The following is a 17,434-nucleotide window of genomic DNA, read 5'->3' as shown; positions in this document are numbered from 1 at the left end:
GGTGATGGCTTGAGGAACAGAATGCCCCTTGTGAGGGCCTCGTTAAGTTACGGAGTCTTGTTCTATCTGCCGGTGTTTTTCCAGAGTATAGAACGCATTATGCAACCCTGCCGGTGTTGCGATGACGACTCCCTTTGCCAGTCCTTTCGGTTTGGGTAAAACCGGTTAATGTCTGGCAAGGTTGACCTTAACGTAAAGTGCGGTTCTTGGGTAGTGTCTGTTGGGAGGAGGTTTTGATTTATTGGCTCTAAAATGAAAAGACGCGGTTCAGTGTGTGACTGTGTTATGAACCGCGTTGACGCGCTGCAAGGGGCGAGTGAAATTACGGAATGACGCCGTCGGGAATATCTATGTCCAGATTTTGCATCTGTTCAATGAGCATCCGCCTGTGACCGGGCAAGTTTTTTATCATCACGCCTCTGTAGGTTTCGACCTCTTTTTCTGTATAGGGTTTGAAGTTTTTGGGGGCGCTGCCTGCAGCAATTCCGTCGCCCTTCAGAATCCAGTTGAGCAGCTCGGCCAACTGTTGGTTGTTTAATGCAGACAGAGATGAGCCTGGAACCTGTATGAGAAACTCCCGGCCGCCCTCTACTTTCAGGAAGTTCCCCACAAAGCCCTTCATCATAGGGACATCGTTACGAGGTGCGCCTTCGCCGTTTGTCAGATGGCAACCCAAGCACTGCAGCTGATAATTCACCGACGGTGAATAATTGGCCTGATGCAAAGGGGTCTGCTGAGCCCCGTTGCCAGGTGCTGGTTTCTGATTAGGATCAGGAATAACCCGTGCCTCCCCCAGAGGGGAGGCAACGACCAAGGTTATAGCTAACACACAGAATATCGAGCGCATAACTATGCTCCTCAGGACGCCGTGCCCTTGATAACGGCGACTGTGCAGTTGTAAACGCTACTGCTGGTACCAAGGCACCAGTTAATATCATTGTTGTTGAAGGGCCGGTACATGGGCTCTTCGCTGTCGTTACGTGTACACGCGCATTGAGCGCAGCTGTGCTTGCCGCAACAGTCATTGTAGGAAATGATGTAATCGATACCGTCGGCCGGGTTGCGACAGGTGCCAACCCAGGTGACCTGGGAGGATTCTGTTCCTGGCGGGCAGGTGGTAACCGAGCCTCCGCAACAACTGCACAGAAACCCGTCAACAGAACAATAGCGCCAGTAATCGCAACTTGTGGGATCACCTGGGTCGCCCGCTGATGGCGCGCCGGCCGCAAGTGCTTTACTTGTCCTGTCGATAGGGAGAAGGGCTGGTGCGGCTACGCCCACCGCTAAAAATGAGCCAAATTTTGCGATGAACTGGCGTCGCCCCGTTGTATTGGCCACGTGGCGTGACGAGCGTTCAAAAAAGCGATCAAGAAATTTCATTTTATTGTTCTCCTTAATCAGGATGGCGTGTGAATACCTGGGGATTCAGACTGAGCCTTTATGTAATCCTGAAGTGTTGATGAGCCGAGTAGTTCGGTTTCAAAAAGGCTGTCCAGATGCTCGCGGGAATTGACGAGGCCCTTGGCCTTCAGAGTGCCCGCCTTATCAATCAGCACCGCATACGGTAGCTTGCCAATCTGATAGGTCATGCCCACTTCAGGGCTCACGATATAGGTGGATTTTTCGAGTCCAGCCTGGGATATGAGCTTGTCGTGTTCGAGAGCATCTCCATCACTCACGTAAACAACATCCAGATCGTTAGCAGACCGGCTGATGGCTTTGATTGCAGGTATCAAAGATTTACAAATCGGGCAGGTCGGTGAAAGGAAGAAAAGCAGAGTCGACCGTTCGCGGCATAGCGATATTGATCGGGCGTCCGAAACGGTCTGCAGCTGTGACCTGCGGGGCTGCTTGGCCAACTTCAACGCCCTTGTCGAGCATAAGGCTCCGGCGGGGGCAATTCTTGAATGCAAAACGCCGATTTGCCGGATAAGGCCAAGAAGCACCAAAGAACTGGCTATCAAAAGCAGCCAAAGCAGAATGTTTGAAATGATGAGTGCTTGCATCTTATTTTTCTCCTGAGAGTTTTAGTAGTAGCGGTCTGTTGGCAAGCCAGAGGTCTGTGGTTGTGTAAAGTAAAACCAGCACGGTTCCTGCTGCGATCATGACGAAGTTGTCGAGCAACCCAAGAGGTCGGTCAAGCATGGGTAGCAACGCGCACAAGGCAACGATTGCCAGCAGCAGATTTCGAGCGAGCAGCGCGGGTTGTAGTGGCTGTCGCATTGCCGGCCCAGAACATCCGCAGTCGATGTCTTTGCGGCCCCGGGCGAGATTGATAGCGATAGCCAGTGCGTAAGCGCCAATCAGCAAAAATGCCAGAATGCCAGCGTAAGGTCTGCTGGTACTCCATAGCAGGCCGGCGGCAATTGCCAGCTCGGCAACCGGTAGAGCTACGGCCGCAGCTGGCACCATAAGCCCCGGGATTAGCTCGTACTCTTGCACCTGGCGACGAAACCAGCTGGGGTGCCGGAGTTTATGGCTGGCAGCGCTGGCGAATATAACGCTCAGCGCCAAAGCAGCCGATGTACTGATAATAGGATCTATCATCGTGTCACCTCTCAGTGGTTCAAAATCAGCGTCGGAGTTTTAGTCACGCCTTCCATTGTCCCTTTGTGCTCGCCGGTGGAGAGGTCAAATATCTCCAGCCCACCCTCAATGTTCGAACCAAGCAGAAGAGGCTTATCATCTGATGTGGCGCTCAGGCTCCAGATGAAGCTAGGCGATTCCAGGGTTCCAATTTTTTTGCCGGTTTTAAGGTCAAACTCCCAAATAATCTGGCTGGGGTCTTCCCAGTTATGGGGCTTGTGGTCGGGGTGCATCAGTACGTACAGGCGATTCAGGCCAGGCGCGGCCGCGAGCAGCTGCCAGCCGCCCGGAGCCCAGCCTTTAGCCATTTCCTCACGGGTGACCAGTGACCAGCGGGGTAGAATCTCTGGTTCATCTCCTGAGAGGTCGACTGGTACAACTTCGCCCAGTGTCGTTACAAAGTAATAGATCTCCCCAACGACCGTAGCTCTCTCGACCAACTTCACCACATTCGGGTCAAAAAATTTGGTTTGGGTACGATCTACTTCTTTACCATCGTCGTTCAGCGTAATCATCTGGAGCGATCCGTCGCCACATAAAGACGCAAACCGCCGTGCTCCTACCGGATAGTTCAGAATGCATCCATTGATCGCAATCTCGTTAACCATCTCTTGTTTGGTGGTATCGATGACCGTTACAGAGGTTGAAGGTGTGAAGTTGTAGATGTAGACGAATTTGTCGTCAGCGCTGGTTGCGAGTGAAAAGCGCTCAGTTAAGGTGAAGGCGCGTTGGCTTGATAGCTCAAGTTCCCATTTAGGGGATAGAGTCTGGCTATCCCAGGCGGTTAATACATCCGTACGCTCCCCTCGCACATAGCGGGTATAAAAGAAGTCAGCGGTATAGATGGTTTTCCTGTCCTGAGAAAGCGTTGCAGGAGCGGCGTGCCCCGTGGGTATCATTCCAAGGTATTTCTGTTTGTCGGGGTCAATTACAACAACCCGCGTAGACACCATGTTGTTGAACTCGAAGTCCACCATATAGCTTCGGTGATCGTCAGGCAGTGGCAGGGTAGTGCTGCCAACGGTTTCATTCGGTAACCGCGCGTTTGCGCTCGCAGCAATAAGGCCGGACGCTACCACCAGGCAGCACGCCAGTTTTTTGGGTAGATGCATCATTAAGATCCTCAATATTGTTTTTCTGAGAGTTAGGCGCGCGATGAATCATTGCCTGTCGCACGCCTGATTCGCTACTTACTTCAATCCTGAACGGAAGCAGGCCGTTTTATTTCTTCATACTTATCACCCGGCTCTGAGTGACTGCCTTGAGCCCTTCAACGCCGAACTCAACGCCGTAGCCGGATGCTTTATTACCGCCAAAAGGAACCATGGGGTGAATCGCGCCATGTTGGTTGATCCACACAGTTCCGGCCTCCAGTTGGGTCGCCAGCTCGCTCGCGTCTGCTGGTGTGTTTGTCCACAGGGATGCGCCAAGCCCTGCATCAAGCCTGTTCGCAGACTCTATGGCATCTTCCAGGTCGCGATAACGGATGATCGGCAGGGCGGGGCCAAATTGTTCTTCGTCAACCAGCCTGTGGCCGTCTTTGATGTCGCCAACCAGCGTAAGTGGCATGAAATAGCCTTGTTCTGGCACCTCGCCAAACTCACGAACATCGCAACCGCTTGTTTGTGCGTCAGATACGAGTTCCCGGACTTTCTCAAACTGCATCTTGTTTTGGAGGGGCCCAATCAACACGGACTCATCCATGCCATCCCCTATTTTCATCTCGTTGGCGATTGCGCTGAGCTCGGTCATAACAGCTTCGTAGTCATCTTCGTGCACATAGAGGCGCTTAATGCAGGCACAGGTCTGGCCCATGTTCAGGAACGCACCCCAGAACAAATCGGTGGCAATGTTTTTAATGTTCGTTCCGGGCATAACAATGGCTGCGTCGTTCCCGCCTAGCTCCAGGGTAATAGGTGACAGGCTTTTGGCGGAGGCTTCTATAATACGGCGCCCGGTAGTTTCGCTGCCGGTGAACATGATTTTACTGATATCAGGGTGATGGGTCAGCTTGCTGCCAATGGTTCCGTCTCCGGTTACGGTGTTTAGCACGCCAGCCGGAAGAGCCTGGTTAATCAGCCTCACCATCTCCAGCGTTGCAATAGGTGTGTATTCAGAAGGCTTCAGAACAACTGTGTTTCCCATTCGTATGGCCGGAATGATTTGCCATATGGCAATCATCAACGGCCAGTTCCATGGAGCGATTGCTGCTACAACACCCAGCGGAACGCGATGCAAGGTGTCTTTACGCTCGTCATCTTCGTACACAACCTCGGGAGGCAGTTCCAGGCTGGCTGGGACCTGAGTCCATCCGACACAGGCCTGCATTTCAAACCTTGAACCAGGGCCGGACAACGGCTTTCCCTGTTCCCGTGTAATCAGTTCAGCCAGATACTCGGAATTTTCCCCAAGAATCTGAGCGACCTTATGAATGATGTCGCGCCGCTCTTGATCACTGTGTTTTGCCCAGCTTTTTTGCGCGAGCATCGCTGATTGCACGGCGCGGTCTACCTCCTGTTCATCGCTCTCTGGCGCCATTCCCAGGGATTGCCCATTAGCAGGATTGAAGATTTCGTAACTGCTGGCGGGCTCTGCAAGCGTTCCGTTTACGGTATTCCGGTAAGTCTGCATTTCTCTGATCTCCGACGATTGGTAAGCCACATCTCTGCGGGGACTGGATGACTGGTCTGTCCCGACTATTAAAAGGAAATAACCGCCATTATTTGAGCGTAGGTGTTCAGATCGTTGTCCTGGAACTGACTGCCGCCGTCAGCGGCGCGCTTTTCCGGCTTGAAGAAACCAATAAGGGGGCTCAGGAACAGGTGGTCGTTAACGGCCCATTCAGCGTAGAGGTCGAGCTCCTGACTATCCAGCGAGCCGCTTCCCCGGGCTGTGTCACTGAAGTCAAAGAACAAAGCGCCTACGGCGACAGTGGGAGCGGGGTAGGCTTTTACACCAACGTGGAGAACATCTGTGTCGCTGTTGAATGGCCCGGCATAATTGGCGGCGACTTCACCTTGAAACCAGGTGCCGTAGCCGCGGTTAAAGCCAAAAAACAGGGGGTCGAAATCTTCGTCAAATGTTGAGTACCGGATATTGACGCTTGGAGACCATGCCTGTTGTTCAAAGCTCCACCCAGCTTCCATATACCAGGCGTCGGCGTCCTTTCGGCTAGCGTCACCTTGGTCCTGAGTCACAAACTCTGCGGAAAGGAAAAGCGGTTCTACGCCAGCGTTACCCTGATACCGAAGGCTGGTGGTGTTCTGTCCGTCTCTGGCTGTCAGACCAAGCGCCTGCGCATAACGCTCGTTAACGTCGAGACCCTTCAAGTGCATCAAACCGAAGGTGCCGTGAGGAGATACATACTCGAGGTTTATGCCAGTTAGCTCGGTATCGGCCTGGGCTTTATTGTCTGATTCAATCCAGAACAGATCTGAGCGTAACCCTTCGTCACCGCCAATCCGCGCCAGCGCCGTTTTGTTGAAAGCTTTTCTTGCAGCCAGCCAATAGGCGCCGCCGCGATCAAAATCGAAACCTCCACCACTCAGCCCTTCGCCCAGGTTCAAGGCGTCTCCGTTTATCAGAAAACCATCGCCAATCGCGAAGTTCTGACTACCGAGTGAAATGTCCAGGCCGTTCGGGCCAAGAAACGGCAGAAGGTCGCCGGATTTAAAGCCAATATAAGCATCTTCGAGCTCGGTTTTGCTTTCATCACCCGTGCTAAAACCACCGGCATCGCCATCACCCCATGTGCCTGACGAGAGTGCATTGACGCTTCCGTAAATGGCCGTGTTGTTGCCCGGTGAATAGGTACCCGACAGCCCGTACTTTATATAGCCTTCCTGCCATTGAGCACCGTCTTGGTCAGTGTCGTATAGGTAGCTCTTGTCGCTTGTGAAAATACCGGCGGCCAGTTCCAGGTCCGCGTTCAGCTGGTAATCTTCACCGTTCGAAACTTCAACAGCAGATGCGGTAGGAATCCCTATGCTGGCCGCGAAAACGCATAAAATCGCTCGTCGTAGTTGCATACTCTGGTGCATTGTTTAGCCTTTATTGTTGTATGTTTGGAGTGGCTTCAGGCGTAGATCTGGGCTACCGGTTGCCTGTGTGAGGTCAAGAGCCACCATAACGCCTATTTTTATCAACTAATTCTGCACTGTGCTTTCTCATGGGTGCCAGAAGCTTTCGTTCCTGCGCCAGCGATTCGAAACGTAACGTCGACCTGACACATTTTTTTGTGTGTTAGAGAAAAAATTGTATCGATATAAGAGGGTAGGGTTTCCAGAAGGATTTCTTGACTTTTGATTGTTTTTTGGTCATTTTCGTTAGATGCGATCACAAATAAGAGCAAGAGGTCATACCTGTGTCGTCATGCGCCCGCGAGACCAGTGATTTCGATAAATGGATCAGCAATATCAATGAGATATGCGGACCTTTTTTGGCGAATCCAGTGGGTGGGGAGTTCTCAGGGTCGGTGGAAAAAGTAGGCGGTTCGCTTGATATGTCCAGGGTTAATATCCAGGGGGCAGATCTTTACCGTACGCCAAAAGAGATACGCAAAAGCGGAATTCCTGACTTTTTTTGTGTTTTCCAGATCTGGGGGCGCTCGCTGGTTGAGCAGGTTGGAAACCGATCGTCTCTGACTTCAGGAGACGTTGTTCTTGTAGATTCCACGCTACCTTTTCGATTCTCATATCAGGAACCGTCGCAACAGATATCACTCATCTTGCCGCGCCAAATTATTGAGCGGGTACTGCATCTCAGTAAGGTTGAGCTTGGTGTCAAGATCCCCGCGAACTCTCACATTGCCCGTTTTGCCAGCAAGTTGGTGATCGAGCGTCACTGCATGAGAACCTTGATCAGGAGGAAGGAGCCGCGATTCTCGATTCGTTGGCCACACTGATAAAGCCGTCGGTATTGAAGAGTGTTCACAGTAGCGATCCCTACGACAAGGTATTTAGGGCCGCGTCTGAGTTTGTGAAAGAACACATCGGTGAGCCTGGCCTGAACGCATCCATGGTTGCCAGCTCAGTTGGGACGTCCGTGCGGAGCCTTCATCGAGCATTCTCAGGTCACTCGATCACGCTGTCAGAGTATGTAAAAACTCAGAGGTTGGAGATGTGCGCCAACTATATAAAAGCGCATAACGGGAGATTGAACCTAACTGAAGTTGTGTATAGGTATGGCTTTGGTAGTTCTAGCTATTTTTCAACTGCGTTTAAAGGTCATTTTGGAATGACTCCTTCCGATTTCAAAAAAAGCTGTTCTTTAGGCTAGTGCTGGTTTTACCTCGCTCCCGACATTAATGCCATTTCCTTTCGTCATATATAGACTGTGTATCCTACTGGCGGTTAATACTGCATCTGATGGGATTCTTGAAAAGGGAAAAGGGATTTGGAAGCAATACTCATTTTGCTTGGCGTGGGCCTCGCACTGTTCATACCTGTGGGCTCTGTACTTGGTTTTCTGGCTTACCGTAAACGGAATGAGCAGGTCGCCCGCTTAGATGCTCTGAAGCTTGAGGTTACATCGCTAAGCCATGAGTTGACTGAGTTACGCCTGCAGATCAAAGATGATCAGCCGCTGCCTGCTCCGCAACAACGTGAGCCAAAGCCAGAACCTGCCGTGGCAACCGCCATAGAGGGGCCGCCCGATTCGCAAACAGACGCGAGTGATTGGATGGAGGTTGGTGAACCCCGCGAGCCTTCCCGCATTATTGCGGCCCTGAAAGAAAACTGGATGGTCTGGCTTGGTGGTCTGAGTGTGGCACTGGCCGGTATTTTTATGGTCAGCCACTCTATCAGCGCTGGGTTAATTGGCCCTGTACAGCAATTTCTGCTCGCGCTTACCACGGGCCTCGCCCTGCACGCAGGCGCGGAGTTTCTGCGCCGGCGCCACATGAGCACAGATCAAATATTTGCAGCACTGGCCGGCGGTGGCAGCATTACTTTGTACGCCGCATTGCTTGCTGGAGTTCATCACTACCAACTGATCAGCCCGGTCGTCGGGTTAATCATGCTGGCGGCCGTATCTTTGGTCACTATGGTGCTGGCTTTGGTGCACGGCCCCTTGCTGGCCATTATGGGCCTGAGCGGTGCCTATATTGTGCCTCTTCTTATTGGTGGAGAAGGCGGCAGCGTCGCCTTTGTACTCTCCTACAGCTTCCTGATCACCCTCAGTTCGTTGCTGTTAATGCGTTATGTTTTCCGTGACTGGCTTTGGTACGCCACTTTGGCAGGTGCGTTGCTTTGGTGGGCCTTTACGGTGGTCGCGTCGCCGGCTGCCACGGCAACAGCTTGTTATCTGGCTGCATTGTTTGTGGTTTTTGCATGCTTGCCAGGCAAGGAGCGGGTTGTGCTATCGCGTTTGCGGGAGGCATTTTTGCCGTTATTGGCCGTTTGGGGGCTGTCTATTGCCCAGCAGTCTGGCGACAACACATCCTTGTGGAGTTGGCTGCTTATCCTGCCAGCGGCATCTCTGATACCTCAGAGCCGCGGGGCACTGTGGTTTTTACCCTGGGGTGCGGTGTTGGCCAGTGCCGCGGGCTGGCTGTTATACATGGGCAGAATGGATGGCGATCTGGTCTATCTGCTTCAGATTCCCTTGGCCCAGCAGCCGGGCTTTGTCAGTTATCTCATTGCCGCTGCCATAATCACCACCGGCCTTGGCTTGTGGCTGTGGGGGCGCTATGTCGATCAGCGCCGCTGGGCCTCACTAACGCTGCTTTCACCGTTGGTGTGGCTGGTGCTTGGTTGGCTTTTGTTGCATGGCTATGGCCAAACGTCAGTTGTGTGGGCGATCGTCACTTTGCTGCTTGGCGCTGCTTATGGCGTGCTGGCCTGGCGGATGGAAGGGTCGGCTCGTTATGGGAACGGCGTAGTTTGGGCATTGATGGCGGCGCACGTTAGTTATTCCTTGGCGACCGTTATGGCCTTTCGCGAATCGTCACTCACGCTGGCGCTATCGGTTCAGTTCGTCAGCCTTGTCTGGCTGGCGCGGCGGTATCAAATGCCGGAGTTGTACTTGTTGTTAAAAGGCGTGTTAGCGCTGGTTGTTGCACGACTTACCTTCAACCCCTGGGTGCAGGGTTATGATACCAGTGTGCATTGGTCTTTGTGGACCTATGGCGGCGCCACGTTGTTGGCCGCGGTTGCAACCAGACTGGCTGACAAGCGCCATTCGATTCGCCCTTGGCTGGAAGGAGCAACCCTGCATTTGCTGGTGTTGTTCCTAGGCACGGAGCTGCGCTACTGGCTTTACGACGGCGATATTTTTGTCCACGAATACAGTCTTATTGAAGCAACCATGAACACGCTGCTCTGGGGTGCGCTCAGTGTAACTTATGCGGTTCGGGCCAAAACCAGCCAATCACTGGCCTGGCTTTATCGGTTGTTCTCATGGATTTTGTTGGCACTTTCCGGAATCAGCTACCTCACGCTGCTCACCTTGCACAACCCTTGGTGGAATGACGGCACCATCGGCAGTACACCCGTCTTCAATATGCTGCTTCCTGCCTTTGGAGGGCCGGTACTTCTGGCGCTTGTTATCAGCGGTTCCCGGAGATTGTGCCCAGGCTCTGGTCGCTGTGTGTTGCGGGTGCGGGGTTTCTTTTGTTCACTGTCCTGGAGGTTCGTCAGCTCTGGCAAGGCAGCGACATGGCGCTGCGGTTTGGTATGACAGAGGGTGAGCTGTATACCTATTCGGTGGTCGGCATGTTCTACGCCATCGGCGCTATTATCTACTCCACGGTTTATTCGACAAAAAGTGCCCATATTATCTTGTACAAAGCAGGCATGGCTTTGTTGGGTACTGTGATCGGCAAAATCTTCCTGATCGATATGGCCGGCCTGCAAGGATTCTGGCGGGTCGCGGCCTTTATGGGGTTGGGGCTCGCCTTGTTGGGCCTTGCATGGATGTACCGAAAAGCGCAGCGTGCCAGTATTCAGGCCCCTTGAGGCTAATTCATTAAACAGAGAAACCGATTATGAGTGATGAGCAGTTAACGAGTGTGCTCGAGTCGAGCGGCGAAGAACGATACGACTACTTTTTGAGTGAAGTGTTGGAAGAGCGGGAGATCTGGATACTCGTTAATTCGGAGAGCCGCTTTCTGTCCATCGTCTCGGAAGACGATGGAGTGGCGCACTTGCCGGTTTGGCCCAGCTCGGAATTTGCCGTTGAGTACGCTAAAGGTTCCGATGATTTGAAGCCAAAGAGCATCTCGCTGCCGGATTTTTTCAAAAAGTGGGTGCCGGGTTTGTCGAAAGATGGACTGCAGGTTGGTGTATTCCCGGGCCTCGATAAAACCGTGTGGATAACTGAAGCGGACGAACTGAAAAAAGACCTGCAAGATGAGCTGTCCAGCTTCTAGTTTTTATTTTCTATCGAGAGAGATCGACTTTAAGTGCTGTGAGGTAGATTCATGAGTGACAATCTCAAACACGTAGTTTGTCCACATTGCGACAAGGTCAACCGTGTGCCAGAAGCTCGCTTGGCATCTGGCGGTAATTGTGGAGCCTGTAAGCAGCCTTTATGGCCAGAGAGCGTGCTAGAACTTACAGGGCAAAGCTTTGCTGCCCATACTGGGCGTAGCGACCTGCCGGTGTTGGTGGACTTCTGGGCGAGCTGGTGTGGCCCTTGCAAAGTGATGGCGCCTCAGTTTGAAAAGGCGGCTAGCGGCTGGCAGGGTAAAGTGCGTTTTGCCAAACTCAGTACCGAAGAACATCCTGGCCCGGCTGGGCAATACAGTATTCGCAGCATTCCTACGTTGATGCTGTTTCGCAATGGCCGCGAACTGGCCCGGCAAAGTGGCGCCATGAATCAGGGCCAGATCAATCAATGGCTGCAGAGTAATGGGTGCTGAGAGCCGGCGGCTCAGCATGGAAGTCACTGAACAGTAAATGATCTGGTCAGTTAACGGTCATATTTGTCGAACGCCCGTTTTAACTGGCCTGAACTGGCTTGTCCCGCGCCTGTTCACAAAGTTATCCACAGATTCGCGGGATAACTTTCAGGCAGGAAATTCATGTTCAGGCCCGGTGGGCTCGAAAACCGGTATTCAAGGAGCCTTTTGATGGGAACATTGCTGATTATTCTCGCCGTTCTGTTTTTGGCCCTGGTTGTTATCCTGCCTTTGGTGGAGAAATATGCTCCGAAAGGTGAAGCGCGTAATTATGGCAATTTAACGCGCTTCATCTTTCCACTAATGGCGCTGTTGATCGTGGCACAACTAATCCGGTATTACTTTTCCTGAGCAATGCCAATAACTGATGAGTGAACGGGCTGAGTTGGCTTCGCCCGTCAGTCTTTTTTACACATTCTTCCAGACCATTTTAGGTTGCGTCGCGCAAGTGCCGGTCTCTGCCCTATAAAAAACGTTCCGGAACAGATCTCGCATGCTTTCAGGGCAGGATCAGCCTGAAAGGATGCGCGCCTCATGAGCCAGTTCCACCCCATCATCTACGTTCGTGGCTACGCCATGACGGCCAGCGAAATTGCCGATACCGTCTCCATGCCTTATATGGGCTTTAATCTGGGCGCGACAAAGGTGCGCCAATCCTGGGATGGAGCTGTTTACAAGCAGGTTTTTGAATCACCGATGATGCGCTTGATGAAGGATTACGGATATACAGATGCGTTTTCTGACGGTGCCGAAATCGACCGGGACATCACCCTAAAAACCGTCGTTATCTACCGTTATTACGATCAGGCAGACCGGGACTTTGGCGAAGGGAAGCCGCTGTCCATTCCCGCAGCGGCATTGCAACTGCGGGATTTGATTCTGAATATCCGTAACCAGATATGCGGTGGCGATGCAGCTCTGCGGGCTGAATTTCGGGTGCACCTCGTAGCACACTCCATGGGCGGCTTGGTATGTAGGTGTCTTTTGCAAAATGGCGGAATCAGTACACCGGCCGTACGACAAATAGTGGATAAGGTGTTCACCTATGCCACGCCGCATAACGGCATAGAAATGGCTGGGATCAACGTGCCTGCATTCCTCGGCTTGTGGGATATCAACAACTTTAATCGTGCAACCATGGCGGGGTATCTGGGGCTAGAAGGCAGGCCTGAAAGAGTGGACTCTTTGGATGGCAAGTTCGACCCGGATCGCTTTTTTTGCCTGGTAGGGACCAATCAGCAGGACTATGGGGCAGCCAAAGGTGTGTCAAAGTGGCTGGCGGGCAAAATGAGTGATGGGTTGGTGGCTATCGAGAATGCGACGGTTCAGGGTGCGCCCAGAGCCTTTGTATACCGCAGCCACAGTGGCCCCTATGGCATCGTCAATTCAGAAGATGGCTACCAGAACATGGTGCGGTTCCTGTTTGGCGACGTCCGTGTAGATGGCGTGATGGATGTCGAGTCGTTGCCGCTGCCGCCTTCTGTGGAAAAGGCAAGGAAGGAGGGGCATAGGGTTCGCGCCTCCTATTATTTTGAGGCCACAGTATCGCCCAGGGGAGCCCGCAGCTTTCGGCTGACGGAAAGGCGCCGGGAGACCTTCAGCGCGGTGCTGCGAAAGTTCGATGAAATGATGAAACCAAAGCAAGCCGGCCTGGATTCTGCTCGCTCTCCGGTGTTGTTCTCCACGTTCCTTGATAGTTCAAAAATTACGGTTGATCGTGGCCGCACTCTTGTGATGACCGTTGAGCTTGCCGTATCCGCGACAGATTATTTTGTTGACGGTGCCCTGTGGACCGAGCATAGGGTTGAGGGCGAATACCTTTATCGCGATACCCTGACACTGAAAATGACCCCTGCCGGCGACGGTTGGAACCTGCGATATGTAACTACTGATGAACAGTGGAGTGAGCGCGGCGGAAGCAAAGCCGAGGTTGATGGCGATAGCCACCTGATACCGCTGTCGTCGAAGAAAGGTTTCACTGCCCAGTTGCGGATGACGCTTCGGCGGCGCCCCTGAGCCATCGAGAAAGAATCGGTATTCGGCGAAGAATAGTTTGTGGCAGCCAGCATAAGCTGGCAAAGTTCTGCGAAATCAGACTTAACTCCACCAAGAGGAAACGCCGGTGACGGATTTAGTAAATTACACACTGAACGATGGTGTCGCGACAATCGTTATTAACAACGGAAAGGCGAATGCCCTGAGCCATCAAGTGTTTGAGCAGCTGAACAAAGCCCTCGATCAGGCGGAACAAGACAAGGCTGTGGTTATTCTGACTGGTCAACCGGGAATATTCTCTGCCGGCTACGATCTGAAAGAAATGCAAAAAGGTATGAATGAGGCCGCGGCATTGGTTGCCGTGGGTTCAACGCTTACCCGCCGCTTGGCTGCTTTCCCGTTTCCGGTTATTGGCGCATGCAGTGGCCACGCTATTGCTAAAGGCGCGTTTATTATGCTGTCTGTGGACTACCGGCTAGGTATTGAGGGTAGTTTCAAACTTGGCCTTAATGAAGTGGCCATCGGCATGACCATGCACCACGCAGGCATTGAGATTGCGCGGCATCGTTTGGCCCCGGCTCATTTTTACCGTTCGGTTATCAACGCCGAAATATACAGCCCCGAAGGCGCAGTGGCAGCCGGCTACCTGGACGAAGTGGTTGCGCCGGATCAGCTCTTGACCCGTGCCAACGAGCTGGCCCAAGGGTTCCGGAAACTGAATATGCGAGCACACGCCCAGACCAAACTAAAAACCAAAGCCGGCTATCTGGAACTGCTGGATCTTAGCATTAAGAAGGATTCGGAGAGCTTGGGCCTTTCAGCTTAGAAGGCGTTTTGGGTGAGTTAGCTCGGCGCTAACTCGCCAGGGTCTATTCTGTAGAAGTCGCGGAGCAGGTCATACACGGCCGGTTGTTGTTCTTTCAGGTGTTGCGGTTGCTGATAAAAGGTTTCTGTCAGTACCGCAAAGAACTCAGCTGGCTTTGTTGCACCATAAGGGTCGAGCCAGCTTGTTCGGTGGTGCCTCAGGGAGTGCCGGAGATTATCATAGGCAATGGTCATGGTCTGTTGCCACTCCTTAGCTTGCTCTCCGCTAAGGGGTGGCGCGCCGTCGGCTGTTCCATCGAGGTAATCAAGCTGATGGGCAAACTCGTGGAGAATGACGTTATGTGGGCCATTTTTGTTGATGGCCCCGCTTTCACATTCCGACCAGGCCAATACCACTTGCCCCAGCGATGAGGCTTCACCTGCCCGGACCTGATCGCTGACGCCAACCACCATGCCGTCGCGTTCCTGGGCTTGTACCCGGTAAACATCCGGGTAGACAAGAATGCTGCGAACCTCGTTGTAATCCGCATACGAACGCATAACCGTTAGCAAGCACGCGTGCCCGGCGATCGCTACTCGAACCCGGTCGTCTACCTCAAAACCAGCGCAGCCATAGAAGTGCTTTTCTGCAATGAATAGCTGAATCTGGTCTCGCAGGGCTTTCTGCAGATGCGTAGGCAATTGGCGGTACAAAGGTACTGTCGACTGCAGATGCTTTCGCCAGGCCTTCGGGAAGGGTTGTTTTAGCTCCAGTTCCCGCCGCCAGGCGCGGTAGAAAAACAGGTAGAACACCGCCGTTGCGATTAAGACTATGGCAAAGACTGCAAATAAAATCACCGGGGACATTCTTTTAAACTCGTTGCCTACACATAGCCGTCACTCTAGCACATGCAGATTAGCCAAAAACTAAAACGGCACCTATGATCAAACACTTGGTCGTAAGTCACGCTGTATTATTTTCAAGAGGCTCTGGCTTTATGCGCTTTATTTCAGGGGTGATCATGTCAGCGTGTCTTATGTCGGGGGCGCAATTAGTGGCCGCAGACACTTTGACTAACCCTCCCTTGCTTCGCGATGGAAGCGCCTCAGAACATTTTGAGCTGGTGTTTCTGAGCGACAGCTATCTCGCTGATGTCAGTTACAGCCCTGAAGGCAGCTTTTTTCTGGCACAGGCAAAGCAGGTGAAAACGTTCGACTCAAGCGGGCAACTAAGGTTCACCCTAGAGTGGAGCGAAGATATGGATCGCATCCCGATGACACACTACTTTGTCACCAGTGAGGGTATCTACGATCTAAGTGAGGCGGAACCGAAGCTTAATGTCTTTGCGGCTAGCCTGAACGACGACACAACGCGTACGTTGAAGGTCGAAAGCTGGAGGCGTGTGTTCACTGAGCTTTACGAAAAGTCAGACGTGGTGGTTTATGGTAGAAGGCCGAGCTTCGAGTTGGGCTTGTTTCCCGCATACATGCGTATTGAGGGCCGTTGGCTGGTCATTTACACTTCTCCCGATATTGACGTTAAGAATGATTTTGACTTGGGCTCCCGGATTGCGGCCTTCCCGCCAAAGTTTGATCGCATGGTTTATCTGAAAGACCCAGAGACAGGTAACCTGGCGGCTGATAATCGCAGGCTTCGGGAAACCTCAGATATGCTGCCAGAAGACGGTTTAACCTATCGCAGGCCGGGGCGTTTGGATTGGGTATCGCTGAACGCGAATCGGGTTCTGGATAGCAGCTACTACCTCTCAATACCGCTGGCCTACACAGGCCCCGCTGTTCACGAGCTGACGTTACAGGGTGAAGTGCTGCGATTTCGTGAATATGGTGTAAAACCGGTGCTTGGCGCTCGCGAATCCAACCTGAATTGGTTTGCGTTGCCGGAAAGTCTGGCTAATCGCTCGCAAGTCAGCTTTATTGAGTTTGTACCTAACACCAATATTAGCAGCCAGGGTAGTGACGGCATCTATATTCTGCGGCCCAGATAAACGTATTTTATGGGTTATCGGAATGCTTCTTGCGGCAACACGTCGATAATAAGGATGACATGCTTTACGAAATGAGCATTGGTGGAATGTTGTTCAGCCCCTTCGTGGTGCTGGTGCCTATGGCGTTTATTTTGACGGCAGCTACGCGACTGGCTCTGCATTATTTGGGCCTGCGCCATTATATTTGGAAGGAAGCCTGGTTTGATGTGGCTGTCTTCGTTTGTTATTTGGCTGCTATTGTTTATCTGTTTGGGGACTAAAAGGAAGCTCATGGGAAAGTTGGGGCGCGTTGGACTGACATTGCTGGTGGTAGCTGCTGCCGTTATAGCTGGGGCCTGGGTGTGGGATCACTACCTCTATTCGCCCTGGACACGAGACGGCCGGATTCGCGCGGATGTCATCACGATCGCGCCTGACGTGTCGGGTTGGGTAACCGGTGTGAATGTGGACAACAACCAGCTTGTTAGCAAAGGCGACCCACTGTTCACTATCGACGATACCCGCTATCGGGCAAAATTCGCAGAGAATAATGCGCGCCTTGCTCAGGAGCGCACAGGTTGGGATCTCGCCAAGCATCAGTATGAACGCCGGCAGCGCATGGCTGAGAGCAGGTCTATTAGCGAGGAAAGCCTGGAGGCCTATCGTATTCGCGCCGAGACAGCCAAAGCCAGTTATCAGCTTGCACAAGCCGAGCTCAATACAGCCCGAATTGATCTGAAGCGGACAAAGGTGCTGGCGCCCGAGAGCGGTATTGTGAACAACCTTTCTTTACGCCAGGGCAATTTCGCATCTCGGGGCACAGACGTATTATCGCTTATTAAAAGCGACTCTTTTTACGTAACCGGGTACTTTGAAGAAACCAAGCTGCATTTGGTGCAGGTAGGGCAAAAAGCCCGGATTACTCTGCTGTCTGGCGGTAAAAAGCTTAGTGGCGAGGTGGCCAGCATCGCCCGTGGTATTGCGGATTCGAATACCAGCAGTGATAGCCAGATGCTGCCCCAGGTGCAGCAAGCCTTTAACTGGGTGCGCCTTGCCCAGCGCATCCCGGTGGATATAGCCCTCGACCCCCTTCCGGAAGGTGTAAATATCAGTGCCGGCATGACGGTTTCCATTTATCTGGAAGCTGATCCCGAATCAGACTAGG

Annotated in this window: 17 protein-coding genes and 2 pseudogenes; 11 read left to right on the top strand and 8 right to left on the bottom strand. The window is 52.6% G+C overall.

Features of this window, described 5'->3' with window-relative positions; all coding sequences use genetic code 11:
- Window positions 1-322: 322 nt before the first annotated feature.
- The 7 genes and pseudogenes from BCA33_RS14680 to BCA33_RS14650 all read right to left on the bottom strand — a co-directional run bounded on the left by BCA33_RS14680 (window position 323) and on the right by BCA33_RS14650 (window position 6,614).
- On the bottom strand, window positions 323-847 hold the full coding sequence (locus tag BCA33_RS14680) for a cytochrome C (RefSeq protein WP_071266990.1): 525 nt from the start codon (window positions 845-847) through the stop codon (window positions 323-325).
- Between the two features lie 11 nt (window positions 848-858).
- Complete coding sequence (locus BCA33_RS14675; protein ID WP_071266988.1) at window positions 859-1,380, bottom strand: methylamine dehydrogenase light chain; 522 nt, start codon at window positions 1,378-1,380, stop codon at window positions 859-861.
- Window positions 1,381-1,397: 17 nt separating this feature from the next.
- Window positions 1,398-2,006, bottom strand: a pseudogene (gene mauD, locus BCA33_RS22030) (methylamine dehydrogenase accessory protein MauD).
- A gap of 1 nt (window position 2,007) precedes the next feature.
- Window positions 2,008-2,547, bottom strand: a complete 540-nt coding sequence (locus tag BCA33_RS14665) for a MauE/DoxX family redox-associated membrane protein (protein ID WP_071266986.1) — start codon at window positions 2,545-2,547, stop codon at window positions 2,008-2,010.
- An 11-nt stretch (window positions 2,548-2,558) separates the two neighbouring features.
- Window positions 2,559-3,698 carry an amine dehydrogenase large subunit gene (locus BCA33_RS14660; RefSeq protein ID WP_071266984.1) on the bottom strand — a complete coding sequence of 380 codons (1,140 nt, stop codon included), beginning with the start codon at window positions 3,696-3,698 and terminating at the stop codon, window positions 2,559-2,561.
- A gap of 109 nt (window positions 3,699-3,807) precedes the next feature.
- Window positions 3,808-5,217, bottom strand: a complete 1,410-nt coding sequence (locus BCA33_RS14655; RefSeq protein WP_071266982.1) for an aldehyde dehydrogenase family protein — start codon at window positions 5,215-5,217, stop codon at window positions 3,808-3,810.
- A gap of 68 nt (window positions 5,218-5,285) precedes the next feature.
- The gene (locus BCA33_RS14650) at window positions 5,286-6,614 is read right to left on the bottom strand and encodes a hypothetical protein (RefSeq protein ID WP_139173019.1); all 1,329 of its coding nucleotides are present in this window, start codon (window positions 6,612-6,614) and stop codon (window positions 5,286-5,288) included.
- Between the two features lie 335 nt (window positions 6,615-6,949).
- On the opposite strand from BCA33_RS14650, the gene BCA33_RS22875 reads away from it, so the two are divergent.
- The 8 genes and pseudogenes from BCA33_RS22875 (at window position 6,950) to BCA33_RS14615 (ending at window position 14,306) form a co-directional block, all read left to right on the top strand.
- Window positions 6,950-7,489 (top strand): hypothetical protein, encoded by a 540-nt coding sequence (locus tag BCA33_RS22875; RefSeq protein ID WP_071266978.1) that lies wholly within the window; start codon window positions 6,950-6,952, stop codon window positions 7,487-7,489.
- A 113-nt stretch (window positions 7,490-7,602) separates the two neighbouring features.
- Complete coding sequence (locus BCA33_RS22870) at window positions 7,603-7,863, top strand: helix-turn-helix domain-containing protein (RefSeq protein ID WP_368087255.1); 261 nt, start codon at window positions 7,603-7,605, stop codon at window positions 7,861-7,863.
- Between the two features lie 402 nt (window positions 7,864-8,265).
- Window positions 8,266-10,541, top strand: a pseudogene (locus BCA33_RS14640) (DUF2339 domain-containing protein).
- 29 nt (window positions 10,542-10,570) lie between these two features.
- Window positions 10,571-10,954, top strand: a complete 384-nt coding sequence (locus BCA33_RS14635) for a DUF2750 domain-containing protein (protein ID WP_071266976.1) — start codon at window positions 10,571-10,573, stop codon at window positions 10,952-10,954.
- A 51-nt stretch (window positions 10,955-11,005) separates the two neighbouring features.
- The gene (trxC, locus tag BCA33_RS14630) at window positions 11,006-11,446 is read left to right on the top strand and encodes a thioredoxin TrxC (protein ID WP_071266974.1); all 441 of its coding nucleotides are present in this window, start codon (window positions 11,006-11,008) and stop codon (window positions 11,444-11,446) included.
- Between the two features lie 210 nt (window positions 11,447-11,656).
- The gene (locus BCA33_RS14625) at window positions 11,657-11,836 is read left to right on the top strand and encodes a hypothetical protein (RefSeq protein ID WP_071266972.1); all 180 of its coding nucleotides are present in this window, start codon (window positions 11,657-11,659) and stop codon (window positions 11,834-11,836) included.
- 183 nt (window positions 11,837-12,019) lie between these two features.
- Entirely contained in the window at window positions 12,020-13,501 is a 1,482-nt protein-coding gene (locus tag BCA33_RS14620) for a triacylglycerol lipase (protein ID WP_071266970.1), read from the top strand.
- Between the two features lie 106 nt (window positions 13,502-13,607).
- A complete protein-coding gene (locus tag BCA33_RS14615) occupies window positions 13,608-14,306 on the top strand; it encodes a crotonase/enoyl-CoA hydratase family protein (RefSeq protein ID WP_071266968.1) in 699 nt (232 codons plus the stop codon).
- 17 nt (window positions 14,307-14,323) lie between these two features.
- Here the strand turns inward: BCA33_RS14615 and BCA33_RS14610 are convergent, their stop codons facing one another.
- Entirely contained in the window at window positions 14,324-15,151 is an 828-nt protein-coding gene (locus tag BCA33_RS14610; protein WP_071266966.1) for a zinc-dependent peptidase, read from the bottom strand.
- A 155-nt stretch (window positions 15,152-15,306) separates the two neighbouring features.
- Here BCA33_RS14610 and BCA33_RS14605 point away from each other — a divergent pair, with 155 nt between their 5' ends.
- From BCA33_RS14605 to BCA33_RS14595, 3 genes are read left to right on the top strand one after another with little or no spacing between them, the layout of a single operon-like run.
- Entirely contained in the window at window positions 15,307-16,290 is a 984-nt protein-coding gene (locus tag BCA33_RS14605) for a hypothetical protein (RefSeq protein WP_139173017.1), read from the top strand.
- 29 nt (window positions 16,291-16,319) lie between these two features.
- On the top strand, window positions 16,320-16,550 hold the full coding sequence (locus BCA33_RS14600; RefSeq protein WP_254774434.1) for a DUF1656 domain-containing protein: 231 nt from the start codon (window positions 16,320-16,322) through the stop codon (window positions 16,548-16,550).
- Window positions 16,551-16,560: 10 nt separating this feature from the next.
- Complete coding sequence (locus BCA33_RS14595) at window positions 16,561-17,433, top strand: HlyD family secretion protein (protein WP_071266960.1); 873 nt, start codon at window positions 16,561-16,563, stop codon at window positions 17,431-17,433.
- Window position 17,434 lies beyond the last annotated feature (1 nt).

The sequence above is a fragment of the Marinobacter sp. AC-23 genome (assembly GCF_001858325.1).
Classification (GTDB): domain Bacteria; phylum Pseudomonadota; class Gammaproteobacteria; order Pseudomonadales; family Oleiphilaceae; genus Marinobacter.
This window is presented reverse-complemented; position numbering and strand designations above follow the sequence as displayed.